The 20,501-nt window shown below is 59.2% G+C and carries 14 protein-coding genes and 1 pseudogene; 10 read left to right on the top strand and 5 right to left on the bottom strand.

Annotated features, from left to right (window positions below; translation table 11 throughout):
- The first annotated feature begins 26 nt into the window (after window positions 1-26).
- Window positions 27-506 carry a transketolase gene (locus tag KDX37_RS03515; protein ID WP_231651284.1) on the top strand — a complete coding sequence of 160 codons (480 nt, stop codon included), beginning with the start codon at window positions 27-29 and terminating at the stop codon, window positions 504-506.
- Window positions 507-521: 15 nt separating this feature from the next.
- Here the strand turns inward: KDX37_RS03515 and KDX37_RS03510 are convergent, their stop codons facing one another.
- On the bottom strand, window positions 522-1,028 hold the full coding sequence (locus KDX37_RS03510; protein ID WP_231651283.1) for an Lrp/AsnC family transcriptional regulator: 507 nt from the start codon (window positions 1,026-1,028) through the stop codon (window positions 522-524).
- 185 nt (window positions 1,029-1,213) lie between these two features.
- Here KDX37_RS03510 and KDX37_RS03505 point away from each other — a divergent pair, with 185 nt between their 5' ends.
- The 7 genes and pseudogenes from KDX37_RS03505 (at window position 1,214) to KDX37_RS03480 (ending at window position 8,873) form a co-directional block, all read left to right on the top strand.
- The gene (locus KDX37_RS03505) at window positions 1,214-2,230 is read left to right on the top strand and encodes a 1-aminocyclopropane-1-carboxylate deaminase (protein WP_231651282.1); all 1,017 of its coding nucleotides are present in this window, start codon (window positions 1,214-1,216) and stop codon (window positions 2,228-2,230) included.
- Window positions 2,231-2,503: 273 nt separating this feature from the next.
- Window positions 2,504-3,112, top strand: a complete 609-nt coding sequence (locus KDX37_RS03500) for a TetR/AcrR family transcriptional regulator (RefSeq protein ID WP_231651281.1) — start codon at window positions 2,504-2,506, stop codon at window positions 3,110-3,112.
- 361 nt (window positions 3,113-3,473) lie between these two features.
- A pseudogene (locus KDX37_RS29660) lies at window positions 3,474-4,247 on the top strand (cache domain-containing protein); the annotation flags it as partial.
- Window positions 4,248-4,370: 123 nt separating this feature from the next.
- The gene (locus tag KDX37_RS29655; protein WP_406641247.1) at window positions 4,371-5,105 is read left to right on the top strand and encodes a methyl-accepting chemotaxis protein; all 735 of its coding nucleotides are present in this window, start codon (window positions 4,371-4,373) and stop codon (window positions 5,103-5,105) included.
- Window positions 5,106-5,186: 81 nt separating this feature from the next.
- Window positions 5,187-6,008 carry an aldo/keto reductase gene (locus tag KDX37_RS03490; protein ID WP_231651279.1) on the top strand — a complete coding sequence of 274 codons (822 nt, stop codon included), beginning with the start codon at window positions 5,187-5,189 and terminating at the stop codon, window positions 6,006-6,008.
- Window positions 6,009-6,104: 96 nt separating this feature from the next.
- The gene (locus KDX37_RS03485; protein WP_231651278.1) at window positions 6,105-7,124 is read left to right on the top strand and encodes a transporter; all 1,020 of its coding nucleotides are present in this window, start codon (window positions 6,105-6,107) and stop codon (window positions 7,122-7,124) included.
- A gap of 132 nt (window positions 7,125-7,256) precedes the next feature.
- Window positions 7,257-8,873 (top strand): inorganic phosphate transporter, encoded by a 1,617-nt coding sequence (locus tag KDX37_RS03480; protein ID WP_231651277.1) that lies wholly within the window; start codon window positions 7,257-7,259, stop codon window positions 8,871-8,873.
- 24 nt (window positions 8,874-8,897) lie between these two features.
- Here the strand turns inward: KDX37_RS03480 and KDX37_RS03475 are convergent, their stop codons facing one another.
- Window positions 8,898-10,121, bottom strand: a complete 1,224-nt coding sequence (locus KDX37_RS03475; protein ID WP_231651276.1) for an HlyD family secretion protein — start codon at window positions 10,119-10,121, stop codon at window positions 8,898-8,900.
- Window positions 10,118-11,797: an MFS transporter gene (locus KDX37_RS03470; RefSeq protein WP_231651275.1), complete on the bottom strand. Its 1,680-nt coding sequence runs from the start codon at window positions 11,795-11,797 to the stop codon at window positions 10,118-10,120. The genes KDX37_RS03475 and KDX37_RS03470 overlap by 4 nt, the downstream gene beginning before the upstream one ends.
- A gap of 240 nt (window positions 11,798-12,037) precedes the next feature.
- On the opposite strand from KDX37_RS03470, the gene KDX37_RS03465 reads away from it, so the two are divergent.
- Window positions 12,038-13,135 (top strand): enoyl-CoA hydratase/isomerase family protein, encoded by a 1,098-nt coding sequence (locus KDX37_RS03465; RefSeq protein ID WP_231651274.1) that lies wholly within the window; start codon window positions 12,038-12,040, stop codon window positions 13,133-13,135.
- A 3-nt stretch (window positions 13,136-13,138) separates the two neighbouring features.
- Window positions 13,139-14,290 carry an acyl-CoA dehydrogenase family protein gene (locus KDX37_RS03460; RefSeq protein WP_231651273.1) on the top strand — a complete coding sequence of 384 codons (1,152 nt, stop codon included), beginning with the start codon at window positions 13,139-13,141 and terminating at the stop codon, window positions 14,288-14,290.
- A 51-nt stretch (window positions 14,291-14,341) separates the two neighbouring features.
- On the opposite strand, the gene KDX37_RS03455 is transcribed toward KDX37_RS03460, so the two are convergent.
- Both KDX37_RS03455 and KDX37_RS03450 read right to left on the bottom strand, forming a co-directional pair.
- Window positions 14,342-19,573, bottom strand: coding sequence for a hypothetical protein (locus KDX37_RS03455; RefSeq protein ID WP_231651272.1), 5,232 nt, complete (start codon window positions 19,571-19,573; stop codon window positions 14,342-14,344).
- Window positions 19,574-19,750: 177 nt separating this feature from the next.
- The gene (locus tag KDX37_RS03450) at window positions 19,751-20,320 is read right to left on the bottom strand and encodes an NADPH-dependent FMN reductase (RefSeq protein ID WP_231651271.1); all 570 of its coding nucleotides are present in this window, start codon (window positions 20,318-20,320) and stop codon (window positions 19,751-19,753) included.
- Window positions 20,321-20,501: the final 181 nt, after the last annotated feature.

Raw genomic sequence — 20,501 nt, 5'->3', positions numbered from 1 at the left:
ACGCATCCATGACCAAGGGGCTGTTTATGCTGATTGATTCACAGCGAGCGCAATGGATGAAAACCACCTCCCAGGAAACCGGGGTCATCCTCATTTCCAATGCCAACCTGTCCAGCCGGTTGATCGATGCACTCGGTGCCGAGATCAGCGACTGGCCGCAAATGGCCTGGCTGATGATCAAGCAGTCGACCACGCTGGAGGACGAGTGGCTGGACGCTGAAAACCGCCTCTTCGACGCCCATCGCCACTCAGACTGTGAAGCCAGGCAGTTGTTGAGCGCTATTCCCAAGACCTGTTGCCTGCTGGATATAGAAGTCAGTCATCCGGCCCACCTGGCCTGGCTGGGCTCGGTCTGCGGGCACAAGATGCATTTTCTTCAACTGGCCCGCCCCGAAGAGCAGCGCTTGCACGACACGTCGATAGACGCCCAGGTCGAGCAGATCGTCAACGCCGCCCGGTACCTGATGAAGAGCTATCTCAAGGACCATTACCTGTCGCCAGACTGACCCGATTGCTCAGACTCAGAGCGGAATGTGCGTCGTGGACAACACCTGACGCAGCCCCATGAACGAACGAATCTGCCGGACGCCGGGCAGATAAAGCAGTTGTTCGGCGTGCAGGCGGTTGAAGCTCTGGCTGTCTTTGGTGCGCAGCAGCATGAAATAGTCGAATTCCCCGGTCACCACGTGAAACTCCATGCAACCGGAGACCTTTTGCGCAGCGGCTTCGAATTGCGCAAAGGACTCCGGCGTCGAGCGGTCCAGCACCACGCCGATCAGCACGACCATGCCTGCGTCCAGCACGTCGCCATTGAGCAGCGCCACTACACCTTTGATTACCCCCGCTTCCTTGAGTCGCTCGACGCGCCTCTGGCACGCGGGCGGGCTCAATTTGACCTTCTCCGCCAGCGCCACGTTGGAAATCGAGGCATCACGCTGCAGCGTTTTGAGGATCGCCTTGTCGATTCTGTCCAGCAGCGGCACCGGATCAGCACTTGCCGCCTTGCTACGTTCATTTATTGCTTTCATATGCAATCCCACAAAATAAAACAAAGCATGACGGCCAAAACACTACGACTAATTTTTTAAATCGACAACTCTTTGCAACCCTCATTTCTCCGCTTTTTCCTAAGATATAAGCCATCGCAAACACCGCTGTGACGCAGCCAGCCAACCCTGACGTGCCTTGATTGACTTCTTACTGGAGACTCGACATGAATCTGAACAAGTTCAAGCGCTACCCGCTGACATTCGGCCCCTCACCCATCACGCCGTTGAAGCGTCTGAGCGAGCACCTGGGTGGCAAGGTCCAGTTGTATGCCAAGCGCGAAGACTGCAACAGCGGCCTGGCGTTTGGTGGCAACAAGACCCGCAAGCTGGAATACCTTGTGCCAGAGGCAATCGAGGGCGGCTACGACACGCTGGTGTCCATTGGCGGTATCCAGTCCAACCAGACTAGACAGGTCGCGGCTGTGGCTGCGCACCTTGGCATGAAGTGCGTGCTGGTTCAGGAGAACTGGGTGAATTACTCCGACGCGCTGTACGACCGCGTCGGCAACATCGAAATGTCGCGCATCATGGGAGCAGACGTTCGCCTGGACTCAGCCGGTTTCGACATCGGCATCCGGCCAAGCTGGGAAAAGGCCATGGCTGATGTCGTGGAGAGCGGCGGCAAGCCGTTCCCGATTCCCGCTGGCTGCTCGGAACATCCTTACGGCGGCCTGGGCTTTGTCCGCTTCGCCGATGAAGTGCGCCAGCAGGAAGAAGAACTGGGCTTCAAGTTCGACTACATCGTCGTGTGCTCGGTGACTGGTAGCACCCACGCGGGCATGCTGGTCGGCTTCGCAGCGGACGGTCGTGCCCAGCGCGTGATCGGCATCGACGCATCGGCCAAACCGGAGAAAACCCGGGATCAGGTCCTGCGCATTGCCCGACACACCGCCGAACTGGTGGAGCTGGGCCGTGAAATCACCACTGAAGACGTCGTGCTCGACACGCGCTACGCCTACCCCGAATACGGCCTGCCCAACGACGGCACGCTGGAAGCAATACGCCTGTGCGCACGGTTGGAGGGTGTCCTGACCGACCCGGTCTACGAGGGTAAATCCATGCACGGCATGATCGACATGGTGCGCAATGGCGAGTTTCCGGAAGGCTCGAAAGTGCTTTACGCCCACCTGGGCGGTGTACCGGCGCTTAACGCCTACAGCTTTTTGTTCAAGGATGGTTGAGACGATCGGCCGACTCGCGACCTGACGTGCTGGAAACTTTCCGTAACCCAGCACGCAATAATTCAACGCAGCCGCCCCTGACAATAAGGGTGGCTGCGTCCGGGATTGATGATGCACAAAGCGCCACAAGGCGAATGGCTTCGCGAGCCACTGAACGGGGATCAAGACAGCGCTTGAGCAAGGAATGCCTGCGTTCACAAGGTCATTATTGAGCCTCGCGCAAACCCGGTGCTACCATGCTTGCCCGCCGTGCAGGCAAGGAATATCCGGGTCATGAGCAGCATCCGCGAGCGCAATATAGAACTCATCCTGCGCGCTGCCAGCGAAGAATTCGCCGACAAGGGCTTCGCCGCCAGCAAGACCAGTGACATTGCTGCCAAGGCCGGAGTGCCCAAGCCCAACGTCTATTACTACTTCAAGTCGAAGGAAAACCTGTATCGCGAGGTGCTGGAAAGCATCATCGAGCCGATCCTGCGAGCCTCCACACCTTTCAACCCGCAAGGCGATCCTGCGGACGTGCTGAACCGATACATTCGCGCCAAGATCCAGATATCACGCGACCTCCCGTTTGCCTCGAAAGTGTTCGCCAGCGAGATCATGCATGGCGCACCGCATCTTACGCCTGAGCAGATCGAGCAACTGAACAGTCAGGCCCGGCACAACATCGAATGCATCCAGGCATGGGTCGACAGCGCGCAGATTGCGCCACTCGACCCTCATCACCTGATGTTCACAATCTGGGCGGCCACCCAGACGTATGCGGATTTCGACTGGCAGATCGCGACCGTGACCGGCAAGCCCAAACTTGAGGACGCCGACTACGAGGCAGCGACGCAGACCATCCTGCGTCTGGTGCTCAAAGGCTGTGCGCCGGACCACTGAGCGCAGCATGAGCACTTTCGTGCAGACGCAAAAAACCCGCCGAAGCGGGTCGTTTTGCAAACATGACCATCCCGACATCCTGTCAGTAGCCTCCTGGCAATGGTCGATCCTCCCTGATCACTGCGGCGTTCCTTCGCAGCAGCTGTTGAATTGGATCCTACATGCCTCTCGAGTCAGGCAATAGAGCTGATCACCTGTCCTGATGTAAGCCTTTCGCCATAGCAATGTGCGACGGTTAAATAATTGTGACTGTGATCTCATGTTTGGTCATGATGCGCCGAGACGCTGGAGAGACCCCTGAAATCGGCATTCGTGCTGTGGGCCCTCAAGAAAAAGAAAAATAACGTACGGGGTACAGATCATGAATATGCGCAGTTTGTCCATCAGTCGTCGGTTATGGCTGATCCTTGTCGTCTCTGTGCTGATGCTTCTGGTCCTGGCAGCCACTCTTCTCAATCAGATTCATAACGATCTCTACCAGGGCAAGTCTGAAAAAACCATGCACGTGGTACAGACGGCCAGTGGCATCCTGACGTTTTATCAAGGGTTGGAAGCTGCTGGCACCATGACCCGTGAAGCCGCTCAACAGCAGGCACTGAAAGAAATCCGCGGCTTGCGTTACAGCCAGAATGACTATTTCTGGATCAACGACATGCGCCCGGTGATGATCATGCACCCCACCAACGCCAAGCTCGAAGGCCAGGACCTGTCGGCCATTCGTGACCCGGACGGTTTCGCGGTGTTCAACGAAATGGTCACCGTCGTCAAAAGCAAAGGCGCAGGCATGGTCAATTATCGCTGGCCAAAACCAGGCGCCACCGAGCCGGTGAAGAAAACTTCGTACGTGCAGTTGTTCCAGCCATGGGGCTGGATTATCGGCTCCGGCGTTTACGTGGATGACGTCGCGGCAGAATTCAAGACCCAACTGTGGAACGCCGGCCTGTTCATCGCTGGCATCGTGGTGGTCCTGGTGCTGATGCTGGTCCTGATCGTGCGTAGCATCGTTGCTCCGTTGAGAGCTGCAGTGGGTGCCATGGCCAACATCGCCAGTGGAGAAAGCGACCTCACCCGCACCCTCGAAACCCACGGCAAGGATGAAATTACCGAGCTGGGCACTCACTTCAACGCGTTCATCGCCAAGCTGCGCAATGTGGTCGGCCAGTTGCAGAGTTCTGCGGTGGCACTGGGTCAGGCCTCGACTGATCTGGGGACCAATGCCGAACAGGCGCAAAGTCGTAGCCAGCAGCAGTCACAGCAGATGGATCTGGTGGCAACCGCCGTCAATGAAGTGACCTACGGCGTGCAGGACGTGGCCAAGAATGCCGAACACGCGGCCAGCGAAATGCGCGATGCCGAATCGCAGGCGCAGCAGGGTCAGGTAAACATCGACAACAGCCTGCGCCAGATCGAACACCTCTCGGGCACCATCGGCCAGGCGGTGGACGTCATGCACAGCCTGTCCAGCGAAAGCACCCAGATCGGTGGCGTGCTGGAAGTGATCAGCTCGATTGCCGAACAGACCAACCTGCTCGCCCTCAATGCCGCCATCGAGGCCGCGCGTGCCGGTGAACAGGGCCGAGGCTTTGCCGTCGTGGCTGACGAAGTCCGGCTGCTGGCCCAGCGCACACAGAAGTCGACCGCTGAAATCCAGGCGATGATCGAACGCTTGCAGCGCCACTCCGATGCCGCAGTGAAAGTGATCGGCGACAGCAGCCGCGCCTCGCAACTGACCATCGAACAGGCCAATCAGGCAGGTCAGAGTCTGTCTTCCATCAGTCAGGCCCTGCGCAATCTCAATAGCCTGAATGCGTCGATTGCCAGCGCCACGTTGCAGCAATCGCACGTCGTCGATGACATCAACCTGAACGTGACACAGGCCGCGCAACTCTCGCAGAGCACGGCCCTTGCCGCCGAGCAATCGACAGGTGCAAGCCAGCACCTGAGAAGTCTCAGCGAAGAGCTGAACGGTTTGCTGAAACAATTCCGCGTTTAAGTCGGTTTCGCCAACGGTCTGCACGGAACCTCGTGCAGACATTGTTGCCTGAGACCTGTTCACTTAATCGCAGGGGGTCATATGCGCACACTGGAATTGGCAGGCAAAACGGTGCCAGTGCTGGGTCAAGGCACCTGGCACATGGGCGAAAAAGGGCATCAGCGGTCGGCGGAAATCGCCGGGCTGTGTCTGGGCATCGAGCAGGGCCTGACCTTGCTGGACACCGCAGAGATGTACGCTGACGGAGCAGCCGAAGAGATCGTCGGGCAAGCCATTGCCGGGCAGCGCGACAAGGTATTCATCGTCAGCAAGGTCTATCCGCACAACGCCAGCCGCGCAGGTATTCCAAAGGCGTGCGAAGCCAGCCTGCGCCGGATGAACACCGATTACATCGACCTTTATCTGCTGCATTGGCCGGGCCAGTACCCGCTGAGCGAAACCGTTGAAGCTTTCGAGCGGATGCAGGACGCCGGCAAGATCGGCGCCTGGGGTGTTTCCAACTTCGATGTCCCGGACATGATCGAACTGGACAATCCGCGTTGTGCCACCAATCAGGTGCTCTACAACCCGGAACAGCGCGGAATCGAGTTCGACCTGATGCCATGGAGCGCCAACCGTCATTTGCCGCTGATGGCGTACTGCCCGATCGGCCAGGCTGGCGACTTGCTGTATCACCCTGCGCTGCAGGAAATCGCCAACCGTCACGGCGCCACGCCCGCGCAGATTTCGCTGGCCTGGGTATTACGTCAGGACAACATGATCGCCATTCCCAAGGCGACCGATCCAGAGCACATTCGCCTGAATATTGCAGCCGAGCAGATTCGTCTGACCGAGCAGGATCTGGCCGACATTGACCGGGCGTGGCCGGTGCCGACACGCAAGCTGCCATTGGCGATGGTTTGATACACAACTTGAAACATGCCGTCACAAATCTGAAATAACGGCTTGTCATGATGCGGCCTTCGCCCCCCTTTCAGGCCGGGCCGCACGTGGATAGCCATGAACCAGAGCCTTGCGCATCATCACCAGGATTCAGACCTGTTCGGCCTGCTTTACGGCTTTCGCTTTCGCCCCGGTGAGAGCGGTCAGGAAATCGGCTCGGCCGCCGCACTTGATTACCTCGATCACCCGCCAGCAGGCGACGATTTCATCTGGCTGCACCTCAACCTTTCCCATGCCGCCTGCGAGCGCTGGATGCACACGCACCTTAACCTGCCGGAAGAGTTTTTCGAGGCCCTGCACGAGGGTTCACGCTCAACCCGAATCGAGCATGTCGACGCCACCTTGCTGGCGGTGGTCAACGATGTGGTCTTCGATTTCAACCGATTATCGACCGACATTTCGACGCTGTGGGTGTGTGCCAGACAGCGCTTGCTGATCACCGCCCGCCTGCAACCGCTGCGCTCGGTGGACAAGCTGCGTTCGGCGGTCAAGGCGGGCGAGCAGTTTCATTCACCACTGGAGCTGCTTGCCCATCTGCTGAGCGATCAAGGTGAGGTGCTGACCCAGTTCCTGCGCAAGACCAGCGTCAACGTGGATCGCATCGAAGACCAATTGCTGTCGCAACGCCTGAGCAACAATCGCTCCGAGCTTGGCGCCATGCGCCGGATGCTGGTACGCCTGCAACGCCTTCTGGCGCTGGAACCGGGTTCGCTGATGCGCCTGTTGCACCGACCGCCCCAATGGTTGCGCGAACAGGATGCCCAGGCGTTGCGCCAGTCTGTTGAAGAGTCATCGCTGGTGATCAACGACCTGACGGCGCTGGGCGAACGCATCAAGCTATTGCAGGAAGAAATCGCCGCCAACCTCAACGAGCAGAGCAGCCGCACGCTGTTTACCCTGACCGTGGTTACCGTGCTGGCGCTGCCGATCAACATTGTGGCCGGTTTTTTCGGCATGAACGTTGGCGGTGTGCCACTTGCGACTGATCCCGAGGGGTTCTGGATACTGGTGGCACTGGTCGCCACCTTTACGCTGGTCGCAGGCCGTTGGGCGTTTCGCAAGCGCGGGGATTATTGACGCCAGGGTGCGCTGAGCAGTCCGCCGGTTATCAGGAATCTCACTCATGTGAGCAATGACTAGAGGCGTGTCGCACCTCTGTCACATTTCGCAATGACTATGGCAGTAATCTTTCAATCCAGGGTTACCAACATGGCCATCAATGCACTATCTCCTGATGTCGCCGGGCGAGCGAGCCTGTCGGCGACGCAATTCGGCCGCAAGCCAGGCCGCCTGACCATTGCGATGTTTTTTGCGGTACTCATCGCCGGTTTGATCTTCACCGGTTACAGCCTGATGCAGGACGTCGAAGAGATGGGCACGGTGGTCACCACCTGGACACCATTCGTACTGCTCGGCGTGGCGCTGGTGATCGCGCTGGGCTTCGAGTTCGTCAACGGTTTCCACGACACGGCCAACGCCATCGCAACAGTGATTTACACCCACTCCCTGCCGCCCGGTTTCGCCGTGGTCTGGTCGGGCGTGTTCAATTTTCTGGGGGTAATGTTTTCCAGCGGCGCGGTGGCCTTCGGCATCATCGCCCTGTTGCCCGTGGAATTGATTCTGCAAACCGGCTCGTCAGCAGGCTTTGCGATGATATTTGCCTTGTTGATTGCGGCGATCATCTGGAACCTCGGGACCTGGTGGCTGGGTTTGCCTGCCTCGTCATCGCACACCCTGATCGGTTCGATCATTGGCGTAGGCATCGCCAATGCGCTGATGCACGGGCGCGAGGGCACCAGTGGCGTCGACTGGTCACAGGCCTCCAAGATCGGCTATTCGCTGCTGCTGTCACCCTTGATAGGCTTCTTCTTCGCCGCATTGCTACTGGTAGCCATGCGGGTGTTCATCAAAAATCGTGCGCTGTACAAGGCGCCGGAAGGTAACGCCCCGCCGCCGCTGTGGATTCGTGGCCTGCTGATCGTCACCTGCACCGGCGTGTCGTTCGCACACGGCTCCAACGATGGACAGAAAGGCATGGGGCTGATCATGTTGATCCTGGTAGGCACGCTGCCGATGGCTTATGCCCTCAACCGCACCATGCCAGCTGAACAGGCCACGCAATTCGCCGCGGTGGCACAAGTCACCCAACAGGCGTTGACCAGAAGCGCGCCCCTGCCGGCCCCTGTCGACTCACGGCAAACGCTGTCCGACTATCTGGTCAGCAAGCAGGTTACCCCGCAACTGATCCCGGCACTGGCGGTGATGGCCGGCAAGATTGGCGATCAGGTTGCCAGTTACGGCTCGCTCTCGAAAGTGCCAGCCGAAGCCGTGACCAACGTGCGTAACGACATGTACCTGACCTCGGAGAGCATCCGCGTGATGGAAAAAAACAACGTCGGCAATTTCGACGCCGACACACGGACCAAGCTTGAGGCGTTCAAGCAGCAGATCGATGACGCCACGCGCTTCATTCCGACCTGGGTCAAGATCGTGGTGGCGATTGCTCTGGGGCTTGGCACCATGGTCGGCTGGAAGCGCATCGTGGTCACCGTCGGCGAGCGGATCGGCAAGACGCACATGACCTACGCTCAGGGCGCGTCTGCCGAAGTCGTGGCCATGTGCACCATCGGTGCGGCCGACATGTACGGCCTGCCCGTTTCCACTACGCACGTATTGTCGTCCGGCGTGGCGGGCTCGATGGTTGCCAACGGCTCGGGGTTGCAGATGCGCACACTGCGCAACCTGGCTACCGCCTGGGTATTGACCCTGCCTGCAGCGATTCTGCTGTCGGGCTCGCTGTACTGGGTTTTCAGCAAGCTGTTCTGAGCCTGCTCAGCGCACAAGTTCGCATCACGGTGCGGTCGGGTCTGGCGGTACATCGCCACCTTCGACACTGGTATCGATACTCACCACCACCGACATCCCCGGTCGCAGGTGATCGAGCATCGGCTGGTCAGGATCGACCACGATCCGCACCGGGATGCGCTGGGAGATCTTCACGAAGTTGCCGGTGGCGTTATCTGCCGGCAACAGGCTGAACTCCGACCCCGCAGCGGGCGAGATGCGCTGCACACGTCCGTGCATCGTGCGATCGTCCAGCGCATCGACGGTAAAGCTGACCGGCTGCCCCAGACGCACATCGGCCATCTGGGTTTCCTTCAGGTTGGCAATAATCCAGCGCCGCTCCGGCACCAGCGCCATCAGTTGCGCGCCTGAATTGACGTAAGCGCCCAGACGCACACCAATCTGCCCCAACTGGCCATCACGCGGTGCGACGATGCGGGTATTGTCAAGATCGATGCGTGCCAGCTCGATGGCGGCTTCTGCGTTGGCCACTGACGCTTCCAGCGAGCCACGGTTGACGATCACGGTCTGCAGGTCTTCACGGGCGATCTGCAACACGGCCTTGGCTTCGGCGACAGCAGCGGTCGCCTGGGCGTCAGCAGCGCGGGTCACGTCGAGTTCGCTTTTCGACACCGAACCGTCAGTGACCAATGCCAGATTACGGCGCAAGTCAGCAGCACTCTTGCGGCTTTGCGCGATGCTGTTCTGCAGCTCAGCCTGACGCTGAACGATGGTTGCCTCGGCACTGCGGCGCTGTTGCAGGTTGTTGGCCAGCGAGGCCTTTTGCATCGCCAGTTGCGCCACCGCCTGATCCAGCCGTTGACGATAGATGCGGTCGTCCAGACGCACCAGCAAGTCACCCGCCTTGACGAACTGGAAGTCCTGCACGGGCACTTCGTAGACGTAACCACTCAGTTGCGGGCCGATCAGCGTGGTCTGGCCACGCACCTGCGCGTTCTCGGTGCTCTGGATCGGGCTGCCAAACGGTGGCAACTGCCATGCGTACAGCACTACCAGCACACCGGCCAGCGCAATGGCGCCGAAAATCACGGACGAAACGACTCGCTTTCGGGCAGAGCGCGGTCGCGACGTGACGGGGGATTTCAGCGGCGCCGGTGGCGGACCGTCAGCGCGTTGCGCGTTCTCGCCACTTAACGGCGCTTTGCGGGTCGCCTCAGTGTCAGAGGTCGTCGGGTTGCCCGGATTATTCGAGTTGTTCGGTTCATTCATGAAGGTTGAGCGCCGGTATTAGGTACGGAAGGCGAAGCGCCAGGTGCTACAGGAGCCAACGCCTGGGGTTGTGTGGTCATTTTCAGCCAGAGCACCCGCAAGGAAATCCAGATCATCGTCAGCACCGCGATCAGTGCGATCAGCATGAACACGTCGTTGTAGGCCAATACATTGGCTTCCCGCGTCGCCGCAGTGGCCATCGTCCTGATCCCTTGAGTGGTGCGCAACGATGGGTCGGCCATGACCGACGCGTAGCTGGCGCTGTAACTCTGCAGACGCGACTGCACCAGCGGGTCGATCAGGGTCAGGTGTTCGACAATGTGGCTGGAATGAAATTTCTCGCGCACGATCTGGAACGTGCCCAGTGCAGCAGACCCGATCAAGCCGCCAATGTTCTGAGTGATCCCGAACAGCACCGAAAAACTCACCATGTTGCGCGGGTTGGCCAACACGCCACTGATCCCCAGCACCAGGGTCGGACCGAGAAAGAACGTGCCGCCAAACGCCAGCAGGAACTGGCTCAAGTACATGTTCGATTGCCGGGTCAGGTTGGTCGAATGGCTGTCCATCCAGGCGCCCACCGCCATCATGGCCAATGAGATGAGTAACGGTTTGATCAGATGCGCCGGGTTGATCGTCAACGCACTCACCGCCAGCCCGGCAACACTGCCCAGCAGCATGACCATGTACAACGAGTGCAATTGCTGGCTGCCCATGTTCAGCGTCTGGAGAAAACCGACCGCCCCGACGGATTGCTCAGACAGCACGATGCGAAACAGGATCACCGCCAGCCCCAGCCGCAGGATCGCACCACTGCCCAGCCAGCGCGTAATCAATAAAGGGTTGCTGCGGTTGTGCTCGATGGCCAGGCCCGCACAGATCAGGGCAATGGAAGCCGCCGACGCGATGCCGATCCACGGCGCCTCGAACCACCACTCGATGCGCCCCAGCGACAGCACTGCGCACAACAGCGCAAAGCCGGGTGCCAGCAAGCCGAAGGTGAGAAAGTCCAGTTTCTCGAACGCCTTGAAGCGGTCGCCCGGCGGCAGCTTGAGCATCAGCACGCACCCCAGCGAAAGCATCGCCATGCCCAGCTCGAACAGGTAAAGACCCCGCCACTGGGCAATCTGCAACAGGTCTTCGGACACCGGTCTCGCCATCGGCGTAGCCAGCTGTGCAGTGCCCAGCCCCAGCACCAGCGCCTTGAGTCGCCACTTCTGCGGGAAGGCCTGAATCATGTAATACAGGCCCAGAGTACTGAGCGCGGCACCTACCATGCCGTGGGCTGCGCGCACCGCCACTGCGGATTCGATGTCATTGACGAACAGATGCGCCAGCGTGACCAGCGCATACAGCACCAGAAACAGCTCGGTGAAGGCGCGCAAGCCGAACTGTTGCCTGAACTTGACCAGCAGCAGGTTCATCGAGACGTTGGTCATGATGTAGGCCGCCGGCAGCCAGGCGATGTCCTGCGACGTCGCGCCCAGCGCACCTTGCAGGTAAGGCAGGTTGGCGACCACCAGCCCGTTGCCCAGGCCACCGGTCAGCGCAACGATCAAGCCGACGATCGCAAAGGCCCAGCGCCGTGCCGTCGAATGCAACGGCGTGGAGGGCGAACCGGGCATGGTCGGACGCTCATGGGCGGCCCATTCGCGCGGTGCGTACTTATCGTTCATGGAGGGGACCTGAGGAATTCCCTTGTGTGACATTAATGGCAGTCAGAATACTCATGAACATGGCGATGATTAGTACTGCGCTGACATGCATTAAAGCTCAAACACACCCAAACGAAGCAAATGATGGCTATTTAGCACCTGCGTCTATGCTTAAACGCAGTTTTGCTTTGCACATTTGCACTGCTAGGATCTCAGCGACGCGAAAACAAGAAGAAAGCGCAAACGAACAAGGAGTTCACAATGAGTTCACAGCTTTCATCCGCCCGGCCGGTGCGACAGCCCGCAAGCCGGGACGCGGTCCTGGTTGATGTACGCAACCATATTGGCCACCTTACCCTCAATCGCCCGGCAGGATTGAATGCGATTGACCTCGACATGGTTCGCACGCTCAAAAGCCAGCTCGATGCCTGGGCCGAGGATGAAGACGTCTACGCCATAGTCCTGCGGGGTGCGGGCGGCAAGGCGTTCTGTGCGGGCGGTGACATACGCGCCCTGTACGAAAGCCACCGCAAGGGTATGGATCTGCATCACACTTTCTTTGCCGAGGAATATGCGCTGGACCTGACCATCCACGGCTACCGCAAACCGGTGATGGCGTTGATGGATGGTCTGGTGCTGGGTGGTGGCATGGGTCTGGTCCAAGGTGCCGACCTGCGGGTGGTCACCGAGCGCAGCCGACTGGGCATGCCGGAAGTGGCCATTGGTTACTTCCCGGACGTCGGCGGCAGCTATTTTCTGTCACGGTTGCCCGGCGAGCTGGGCACCTGGATGGGCGTCACCGGTACCCGGATCGGTGCTGCCGATGCGTTGTACTGCGGGCTCGCCAATTGGTCGATGAGCAGTGAAATGCTGCCGCGCCTCGACCATATGCTGGATCATCTGAAGTGGAAATCGACACCGCTCAAGGACCTGCAAGGTGCGATGGCCAAGCTGGCCACCCAACGCCTGCCCTACCCGCCTCTGGAACTGCTGCGCCCGGTCATCGATCACTTCTTCCGCTTGCCGGACATTCCAAGCATCCTCGAACAGCTGCAGGCAGTGACGATTGCCGACTCCCGTCAATGGGCGCTGGAAACCGTCAGCCTGATGAAAAGCCATTCGCCGCTGGCCATGGCCGTCACCCTGGAAATGCTCCGTCGCGGCCGTCATCTGACGCTTCAGGCCTGTTTCGACATGGAGCTGCATCTGGACCGCCAATGGTTCGAACGCGGCGACTTGATCGAAGGCGTACGCGCTTTGATTATCGATAAAGACAAGAAGCCACACTGGAAACACGACGATGCACAGGACGTCAGCGCTGCGCACGTACAGAGTTTCTTCAACGGCCTGGAGAGTTGAATCATGCACGATCTGGAACTGAGCGAAGAACAAATCATGATTCGGGACATGGCGCGCGACTTCGCCCGTAACGAAATCGCCCCACACGCTCAGGCGTGGGAAAAGGCTGGCTGGATCGACGACGCGCTGGTCGGCAAGCTGGGGGAACTGGGTCTGCTGGGCATGGTGGTGCCTGAACAATGGGGTGGCACCTACATCGATTACGTGGCGTATGCGCTGGCGGTAGAAGAAATATCCGCAGCCGACGCTGCCACCGGCACCCTGATGAGTGTGCACAGTTCGGTGGGCTGCGGGCCGATCCTCAACTACGGCAGCGACGAACAGAAGCATACCTGGCTGGAAAAGCTCGCCACCGGCCGGGCGATCGGCTGCTTCTGCCTGACCGAACCCCACGCAGGCTCGGAAGCGCACAACCTGCGCACTCGCGCCGAGTTGCAGGGTGATGAATGGGTGATCAACGGCGCCAAACAGTTCGTCAGCAATGGCAAACGAGCGCAACTGGCCATTGTGTTTGCCGTCACTGATCCGGATCTGGGTAAAAAAGGCCTGTCGGCGTTCCTGGTACCGACCGATAACCCAGGGTTCGTGGTTGATCGCAGCGAACACAAAATGGGCATTCGTGCCTCGGACACCTGCGCGGTGACCTTGAGCAACTGCCGGATTCCCGTGGCCAACCTGCTGGGTGAGCGTGGCAAGGGGCTGGCCATTGCGCTGTCGAACCTGGAAGGCGGCCGTATCGGGATTGCCGCACAAGCGCTGGGCATCGCCCGTGCCGCGTTTGAAGCTGCCCTGGCTTATGCACGCGAGCGGGTGCAATTCGACAAACCAATCATTGAGCACCAGAGCATCGCCAACCTGCTCGCTGACATGCACACGCGCATCAACGCAGCGCGCCTGTTGACTCTGCACGCCGCCCGGTTACGCAGCGCCAGCCAGCCGTGCCTTTCGCAAGCATCGCAGGCCAAGTTGTTCGCCTCCGAGATGGCAGAATGGGTCTGCTCCAAGGCGATCCAGATCCATGGCGGCTACGGCTACCTTGAGGACTACCCTGTTGAGCGTTACTACCGTGACGCGCGCATTACGCAGATCTACGAAGGCTCCAGCGAGATTCAACGCCTGCTGATTGCCCGGGAGTTGCGTCACTATCTGGTCTGACACGTCCAAGCCGTTGGCCTCTGAACATGAGCCTGTCAGGGGGCTGCCGGCTCACAGATGTGCCAACTGCTGACGCCCCAACAGCGTTACCAACAGCGCAACCGAATCCGCGTTGCTCATCATGATCTCGATGCGCTTGCGCGGATCTGCGTAAAACACGTCCCTGGCCTCATCAAGGGTTCGTTTACCGGTGATCCGCAAAATATTCTTTTTGCCATTGCCGTCGGCGCGTCTCAGGTCTTGCAAGGGGTCGCTGTCGGTCTGCTTGAACAACTGGCTGCGATCAGTCTGATACGACAATGACTTTTGCTGCCGGGTAATCTGTTCGTTCTTGAGTCGCTGGCGATAAGAAGAGCTGTCCTCCAAAAGGTCGATAAAGGGCGCATGTGCGTCCACATAGGCTATATCGTCAGTGTTCAGCACCAGGTGAGACAGCTCATGGATCAGTACCGCCGCACGATAATGCGCGCCCACCCGGAAACTGCCCGAGCGCATCGCGCGCACTTTCAACCGAAACACAGGCGTGCGAAAAAACTGCTCGGTGAGGAAGATGCGTTTCAAAGAATCCGTTTCGATAATGAACGCACTGGCGGCCTCATGCCCGAGGCGATTGATACCCGTCACATAGCGATCTGAATCAATCGGTGACAGCGAAGGATCCATCAGTTCGTCGAAAAGTCGCCTGATGTCCAGCTTCAAACGGTCGTACAACCAAAGGTCCGGCCCCGGGTGATCGAAAAAGTCGGCAATGACTTTTTCGACATGGGGATCAAGTGAGCCATTTCCGGTGCGGTGGGTCAGGTTATCCAGGCAATTCTCCAGATAACGCCGCGCCTGCAGGTGCCCCTCTTCAATCGCCTCCGCCAGCGCGCTGAAGTTATGACGAATATCGGCCATGCCACTGGCGCTGACAGTCAGCACATCGCCGATGGACTTTTCAACCCGTGTGTTTTTCATCCGGGTGACAACGCCGCCACCGCCTTTCAGACCTCCCTGGACATCCAGCACCCAATGCTGATCGACATCAAGCCTGATGCCAGGGCCATAGACACCGTTGGCGACGATGAACCAGCCGTCTTCATCCGACTGCACCTCATAGGCCTTGCCTTCGACTGCCGCGAAGGTCTTGCCGGAGCTGTCCTCGTGATAGAGGTTGAGCACATCGTCCCGGCCAAGCGCGCTTAACGCAATGTCACTCGCTTCATACTGGCGAAGGCGTACGCGCAACTGCTGGGTCAGCGAGTTGTTGCTCCATGAAAATTCGGGATAGGTCCTGACGGCCTCGGACGCGGCTTCTTCCTGATCTTCGACAATGGCCTCCCCGACCAGCGCGTCCTCGTCGCCTTGCGCCATCGCAGACGTTGGAGGGTTCTGTCTGGACGAAATCAGCACACTCAAGGCCGCCATGAACTCCGATAACGCCTTGCCCCAATGCTGTTGGCCAGCCGAAAGCACCGATGAACTGAGCAGCGCCTGGCTTTGCCATAGTCCAGCCAACGCACCCAGCCGCCCAGGCAACAGCGCCATGATCTGCTCTGCACCCAGCACGAACAGGTGCCGGGACGCGGCACGGCGATGTTCGGCGCTGGTCACACTTTGCTGGCGGACTTTCAACTTCAGAATGTGCAGCGCATCTTCGAAAAGACAGTTCAATGCATTGCCGTGGAACGGTCGTACGTCGAGCGTGACAGGCAGCGGGGTTGCCAGCGGGACATCCCAGGATGATTCGGTGCTGAACGGCAGGTGGGGTTCCAGGAAACCACCCTTGTCGTAAACGTGGCGCATGTCCGGGTCCATACGGTCGAGCAGGATATCTTGCAGTTCTTGTGTGCTGCAGATGCCATTCACCAGCGCGGCCTGGTCGCGGTATTCGACGAAGACGAATTCATCGTGCATCAGCACATAAAGCAGCCATGGACCTGTAAGGGGCGCCTGGGGCGCAATGACGTAAACACCTGTCACTGGGGTCGATGTCCATCCGCTCGCGGCTGGCAGCAGGCGCAGTGGGCTGAACGTCGCCTTGCACCCCTTGACCGGCAAGCGAGCGATATCATCCGGCATGCTCAGGACCGCATCAATCAAGTAAAGCGCATCGCCCGACAGCTCGCCCTTGAGCTTGAGCATCAGCGCTCTCAGGCCGTCCAGCGATGGCAACTGCTGGGTGAACAGCCGCTGCCGCTCTGCGTAGGCGGGGTTATCCTCATCCAGTGCCTTCGCCAGCAGGGTCCGAAAACCAGCGGCGACGTCCAGTTCGTTCACCAGCTCCCGGATATAAGCAGAGGTCAGCGCCGCCGGCAGTGGCTGCCCATCCGGCGTGGTGATAGAGAGAACGCCCTCCTGCGCCGACATGAATCGATTGACGGCAAACTCGGCAAGGTTTTCGCTGACGCGAACGTCTGCGGCCGGTATCAGTTGCGGCAGCTGTCCGGGGACAGCAGGCGCTGGAATGTAACGAGTGAACGTCACGACCAGCGCAGTCGGGTCCAGACGCTGACCAGGAAAATCGATGTCGAGCCGACGGCTGAGTTGCTGGCGCGAGTAATCATCCAGACCGGGAATGTCGAACAGAAAGTCCTTTTGCGCAAAGCATGCCTGGTAAAAGCGCCCCAGCGCATCAGCAACCTTGATCTGCTCAGTGATCGACGCGGTACCGATCCAGTCGGGCACCAGAGCTTTGTAAACAATCAACTGGATCGCGACACCCAGCCCGTTCGAAGCCAGTCGATTGAAGCCTTCACGTTCGGCAGCTGCCAACACATGGATGAACAATCTGGATGGCAACTGCCATGAAACCGCTTGCCTGTAGCGAGCCGCGACGACGCTTTGCTGACGTTTGATCTCGTGTTGCTCGAGCGCTTCGAGGAAGTGGCCTGCTATTTTCTGCAGCGTAACGTTGGCCTGCGGTGCCGCGACCTGGCGAAGATGATCGCGTGCGCGCCGCGCGTCCGGATCAGCCAGCAGCTCAAGCAGCCACGACTCCGCCCTGTCGCTTGTCAGCAGAGACGCCACATGGCTCCTCAGTGCCTGCAACGAAGTAAACGACCTGAAGCCATTGATCAGCGACCACATGACGTAGCTGCCGGAACGCTCGTTGCAGCAGACAAAAGCGTTAGGCAGCAATATCGCCGGTGCCAGCGGGTCGTACTGAATCGACAGCGTATAGGCATCTGAGCCGTTTTCCGCCAATGCGGCTCTGACCGCAGGCACGGGTCGGTCTACCAGTTGCTGAACGCTTTCCAGCGCAAACAGCGGGAGTCTCCCCAAGCGCTTTTCCATCAACAGCTCAAGGCGCAGCGTGCGCTCCCGAATCATGACCGACAGCACATCGGGTCGCTCACAAGCGCTCGGGAGCCGAGGCCATCCGGCGTAGAATTCCTGCACCTGATGTTCAAAACGCGCGGCGAAATCGGGCACCACGCACTCCAGAATCTGCTCAACCAGCACCGAAGGAAGTTGGCTCAGCGCTTGAGTGGTCAACGGAGCCTTCAAGCCGTCAAGCATTCTTCCCGAGGAAAGCACAGCGTGCGTATGCCCGCTCACCCGATCAAGGGCCAGTGCAATCAGGCGTACAGCCGTCACGTCATGTGCGTCGGACGCATACCAAAGCGCTCGCGCGTCAAGCGCCGGTCCCGTGACCTGCGCGAGATAGGCATTCAAGGCCTGACGCATGCAGCCATCGACGCCAGGTCGCTGCAGGTCCACTCGCTCGCTCAGCGCTTCGATACTGCTGAGTTTTTCGGCCCAGGTGTCAGACGCCCGCGGGCCGTCGATCAACAGCGGACTGTCCGGCTCACCTGCCGTATCGAGTGCCTGCTCGACGTTCCATCGACCAGAGCGCCAGCGCCCCGGCTCATGCAGGCCCAGCAAACGCACATCCACATAGGCGCGAATGTCCAGCGCATCGTCGATCCGTGCAATTCCTTTGGCTTGGTGTATCGGCGACAGTGCAAATGCGTGGCGCAGATTACGTTTTTGCAAGGCGATGATCGAATCAAGGCATTCAGGGAAGTAAGGCGCAGAGAGCGTTTCCAGATGCAGCTCAATACTCCCAGGCGCTGCCAGCAACGGGTGATCGTTCAAGGATGCATGAAACAGCAGTTCCGTACGCGCCTGATCGCCTTCAAAATGAAGGCTGACCTGCTCCACGCTGTCGAACCGTCTGAACCCCGCCCCTGACGCGTAGACGTAGGCACCCTCACTTTCCAGCGTCTTGCAGACGATCAATAGCAGCCCTACCAGCTTGACGGGATCTTGCCTGGCAACCGCTACCGAGATCCGGTGAGCCTGCACCGCCGAGGGGTCAGCGCCCGCAGCGGCGCGATGTAACATCGCGCCCAGGCAACGGACCTCCTCACGGGTCAGCGAACCGTCGGCCAGACCCGCGAGCAGGTGCTGGCGAAACGACTCGATCAAGGCATGCACCACGAAAGCATGAACCGTATCGCCCTCCGGTCGCGAAGAAATCCAGTAGGTCGTCAATTGGTGGTCGTACTGGAGGTTGATCGAAGAGACTGCGTCGTCAAGCGCCTGAAGGTAAGGCTTCTCTTGGTCGGCCGAGAGCGTATAGCCCTGTCCATCGAGAAACCGATACTTAAGCCCCGGCGCCAGATTGCGCGACAAAAAGCGGTCCATGGCGACATCGGCCAGGCTCTGGGCACTCACCACTTCGGTCAGCGCCAGGTCGCTGGATGGCGTTGTTTCAACGACATGGACAGGATGAACGAACACGTCGAGCGCGTCGCCGGGCACGCGCGTTTTCAGGCTCGCCTGTGCACCATGGCCGATCACTGTCCGCAGATCCGGCAGCAGTTGTAGCTGTGCTGAAACCCCATTGAGGTGGCTGGCTTGTTGCCGGATGATCGCGCGCGTTTGCACCTCGAACAAAGGACCTTCGACGAGCTGGACATCAATGATTGAAGACCGGGTGCTGATTTCATTGAATCGCAGCATCAAGGCAACCGGCACCTGACTGCGATGCTCGAAGCGCTCTATACCGAACAGCAGCGTACTGAGAAAAACCGGCAGGTTCCCGTCGTCGGCATGACTGATCAGCAACGCACCCGTCAGCTCGGCATTGACTGGCGAGCCGTCGTCCATGACCAGTCTGTCGACCCTCGGTAGCGGGTCAGCGCCCTGTATTTGTGGGTTCGCGTTGACCAGTCGTTGCAGCCAGAGAGCCTCCACGTCACTGATAACCGAGCGGCGGTTCGCTTCGCTGACGTCCAGGGCAAAACGCTGGCGCAGTGTTGCACTGAAAAAATACGGGGGTTGTGAAGCAGGCATAAGCCATTCCTTTGGATAAAATCCGCCGCCGGCCGCAGTTACGGGCGGAAGCCTTGAAGGAACAGCTTATGGATCAGGCCAGACAGACTGCGCTACATAGTGCAATCAGTTGAAAAATACCCGGCGGGCGTAACGACACGCCTGCAGCCGCGTTGCCCGCCCGGAATCAGTGTTGAGTCAGTGGCTGGAGGCCGTGCAGTTCTTGTCCACCCACGCCGCGTACTGATCAATGAACTTCTGCAAAAATGGTTTTACCGAGTCAGAAAGCGTGCCTTTTTCGTCAAAGAATGTTGCGGCATTACCCAGATAGGCTTCCGGCTGTTGCAGACAAGGTACATCGAGAAACACCAGCGTCTGGCGCACATGCTGGTTGGCACCAAACCCGCCAACGGCGCCAGGCGATGCGCTGAGTACTGCACCTGGCTTGCCACTGAAGGCGCTCTTGCCATAAGGCCGTGACCCCACGTCAATGGCATTCTTCAGGGCTCCCGGTATAGAACGATTGTATTCCGGGGTCACGAACAGGACCCCGTGTGCAGCGCCCAATTGCTCGCGAAAGGCCGTGTAGGCTGGCGGTGGCGATTCGCCGTCGATGTCTTCGTTGTACAGTGGCAGATCACCTATTTCGACGATCTTGAGCTTCAGCGTATCAGGGGCCAGCTCAGCGAGTGCGAGCGCGATTTTACGGTTGATCGAGTCCTTGCGCAGACTGCCGACCAATACAGCAATGGAATGGACCTGGCTCATGAAAAGTATCCGCCTTCTGGTTCGAGTGAGGGTTAGGTATAGATCACATACCCGGCTTTAGACGAAGAACATGCCATTTCATTCCCGGTCCTGAAAACGCGGCTCCCCACTATTTTTTTCCTCGCGGTAAACTCCCCTATAAATCAGTGGTCTACAAGCCTCGATAGAAAGGCAAAACAGC

Origin of the sequence: Pseudomonas californiensis (genome assembly GCF_021147775.1) — a bacterium.
Classification (GTDB): Bacteria; Pseudomonadota; Gammaproteobacteria; order Pseudomonadales; family Pseudomonadaceae; genus Aquipseudomonas; species Aquipseudomonas californiensis.
This window is presented reverse-complemented; position numbering and strand designations above follow the sequence as displayed.

Excerpts from the sequence above, each read along its gene's own strand:
- KDX37_RS03490 (WP_231651279.1), top strand. The coding sequence starts at position 5,187 with ATGCGCACACTGGAATTGGCAGGCAAAACGGTGCCAGTGCTGGGTCAA.
- KDX37_RS03455 (WP_231651272.1), bottom strand. The coding sequence starts at position 19,573 with ATGCCTGCTTCACAACCCCCGTATTTTTTCAGTGCAACACTGCGCCAG.
- KDX37_RS03460 (WP_231651273.1), top strand. The coding sequence starts at position 13,139 with ATGCACGATCTGGAACTGAGCGAAGAACAAATCATGATTCGGGACATG.
- KDX37_RS03515 (WP_231651284.1), top strand. The coding sequence starts at position 27 with ATGCTGATTGATTCACAGCGAGCGCAATGGATGAAAACCACCTCCCAG.
- KDX37_RS03500 (WP_231651281.1), top strand. The coding sequence starts at position 2,504 with ATGAGCAGCATCCGCGAGCGCAATATAGAACTCATCCTGCGCGCTGCC.
- KDX37_RS03480 (WP_231651277.1), top strand. The coding sequence starts at position 7,257 with ATGGCCATCAATGCACTATCTCCTGATGTCGCCGGGCGAGCGAGCCTG.
- KDX37_RS03475 (WP_231651276.1), bottom strand. The coding sequence starts at position 10,121 with ATGAATGAACCGAACAACTCGAATAATCCGGGCAACCCGACGACCTCT.
- KDX37_RS03505 (WP_231651282.1), top strand. The coding sequence starts at position 1,214 with ATGAATCTGAACAAGTTCAAGCGCTACCCGCTGACATTCGGCCCCTCA.
- KDX37_RS03450 (WP_231651271.1), bottom strand. The coding sequence starts at position 20,320 with ATGAGCCAGGTCCATTCCATTGCTGTATTGGTCGGCAGTCTGCGCAAG.
- KDX37_RS03465 (WP_231651274.1), top strand. The coding sequence starts at position 12,038 with ATGAGTTCACAGCTTTCATCCGCCCGGCCGGTGCGACAGCCCGCAAGC.
- KDX37_RS29655 (WP_406641247.1), top strand. The coding sequence starts at position 4,371 with ATGGATCTGGTGGCAACCGCCGTCAATGAAGTGACCTACGGCGTGCAG.
- KDX37_RS03470 (WP_231651275.1), bottom strand. The coding sequence starts at position 11,797 with ATGAACGATAAGTACGCACCGCGCGAATGGGCCGCCCATGAGCGTCCG.
- KDX37_RS03485 (WP_231651278.1), top strand. The coding sequence starts at position 6,105 with ATGAACCAGAGCCTTGCGCATCATCACCAGGATTCAGACCTGTTCGGC.
- KDX37_RS03510 (WP_231651283.1), bottom strand. The coding sequence starts at position 1,028 with ATGAAAGCAATAAATGAACGTAGCAAGGCGGCAAGTGCTGATCCGGTG.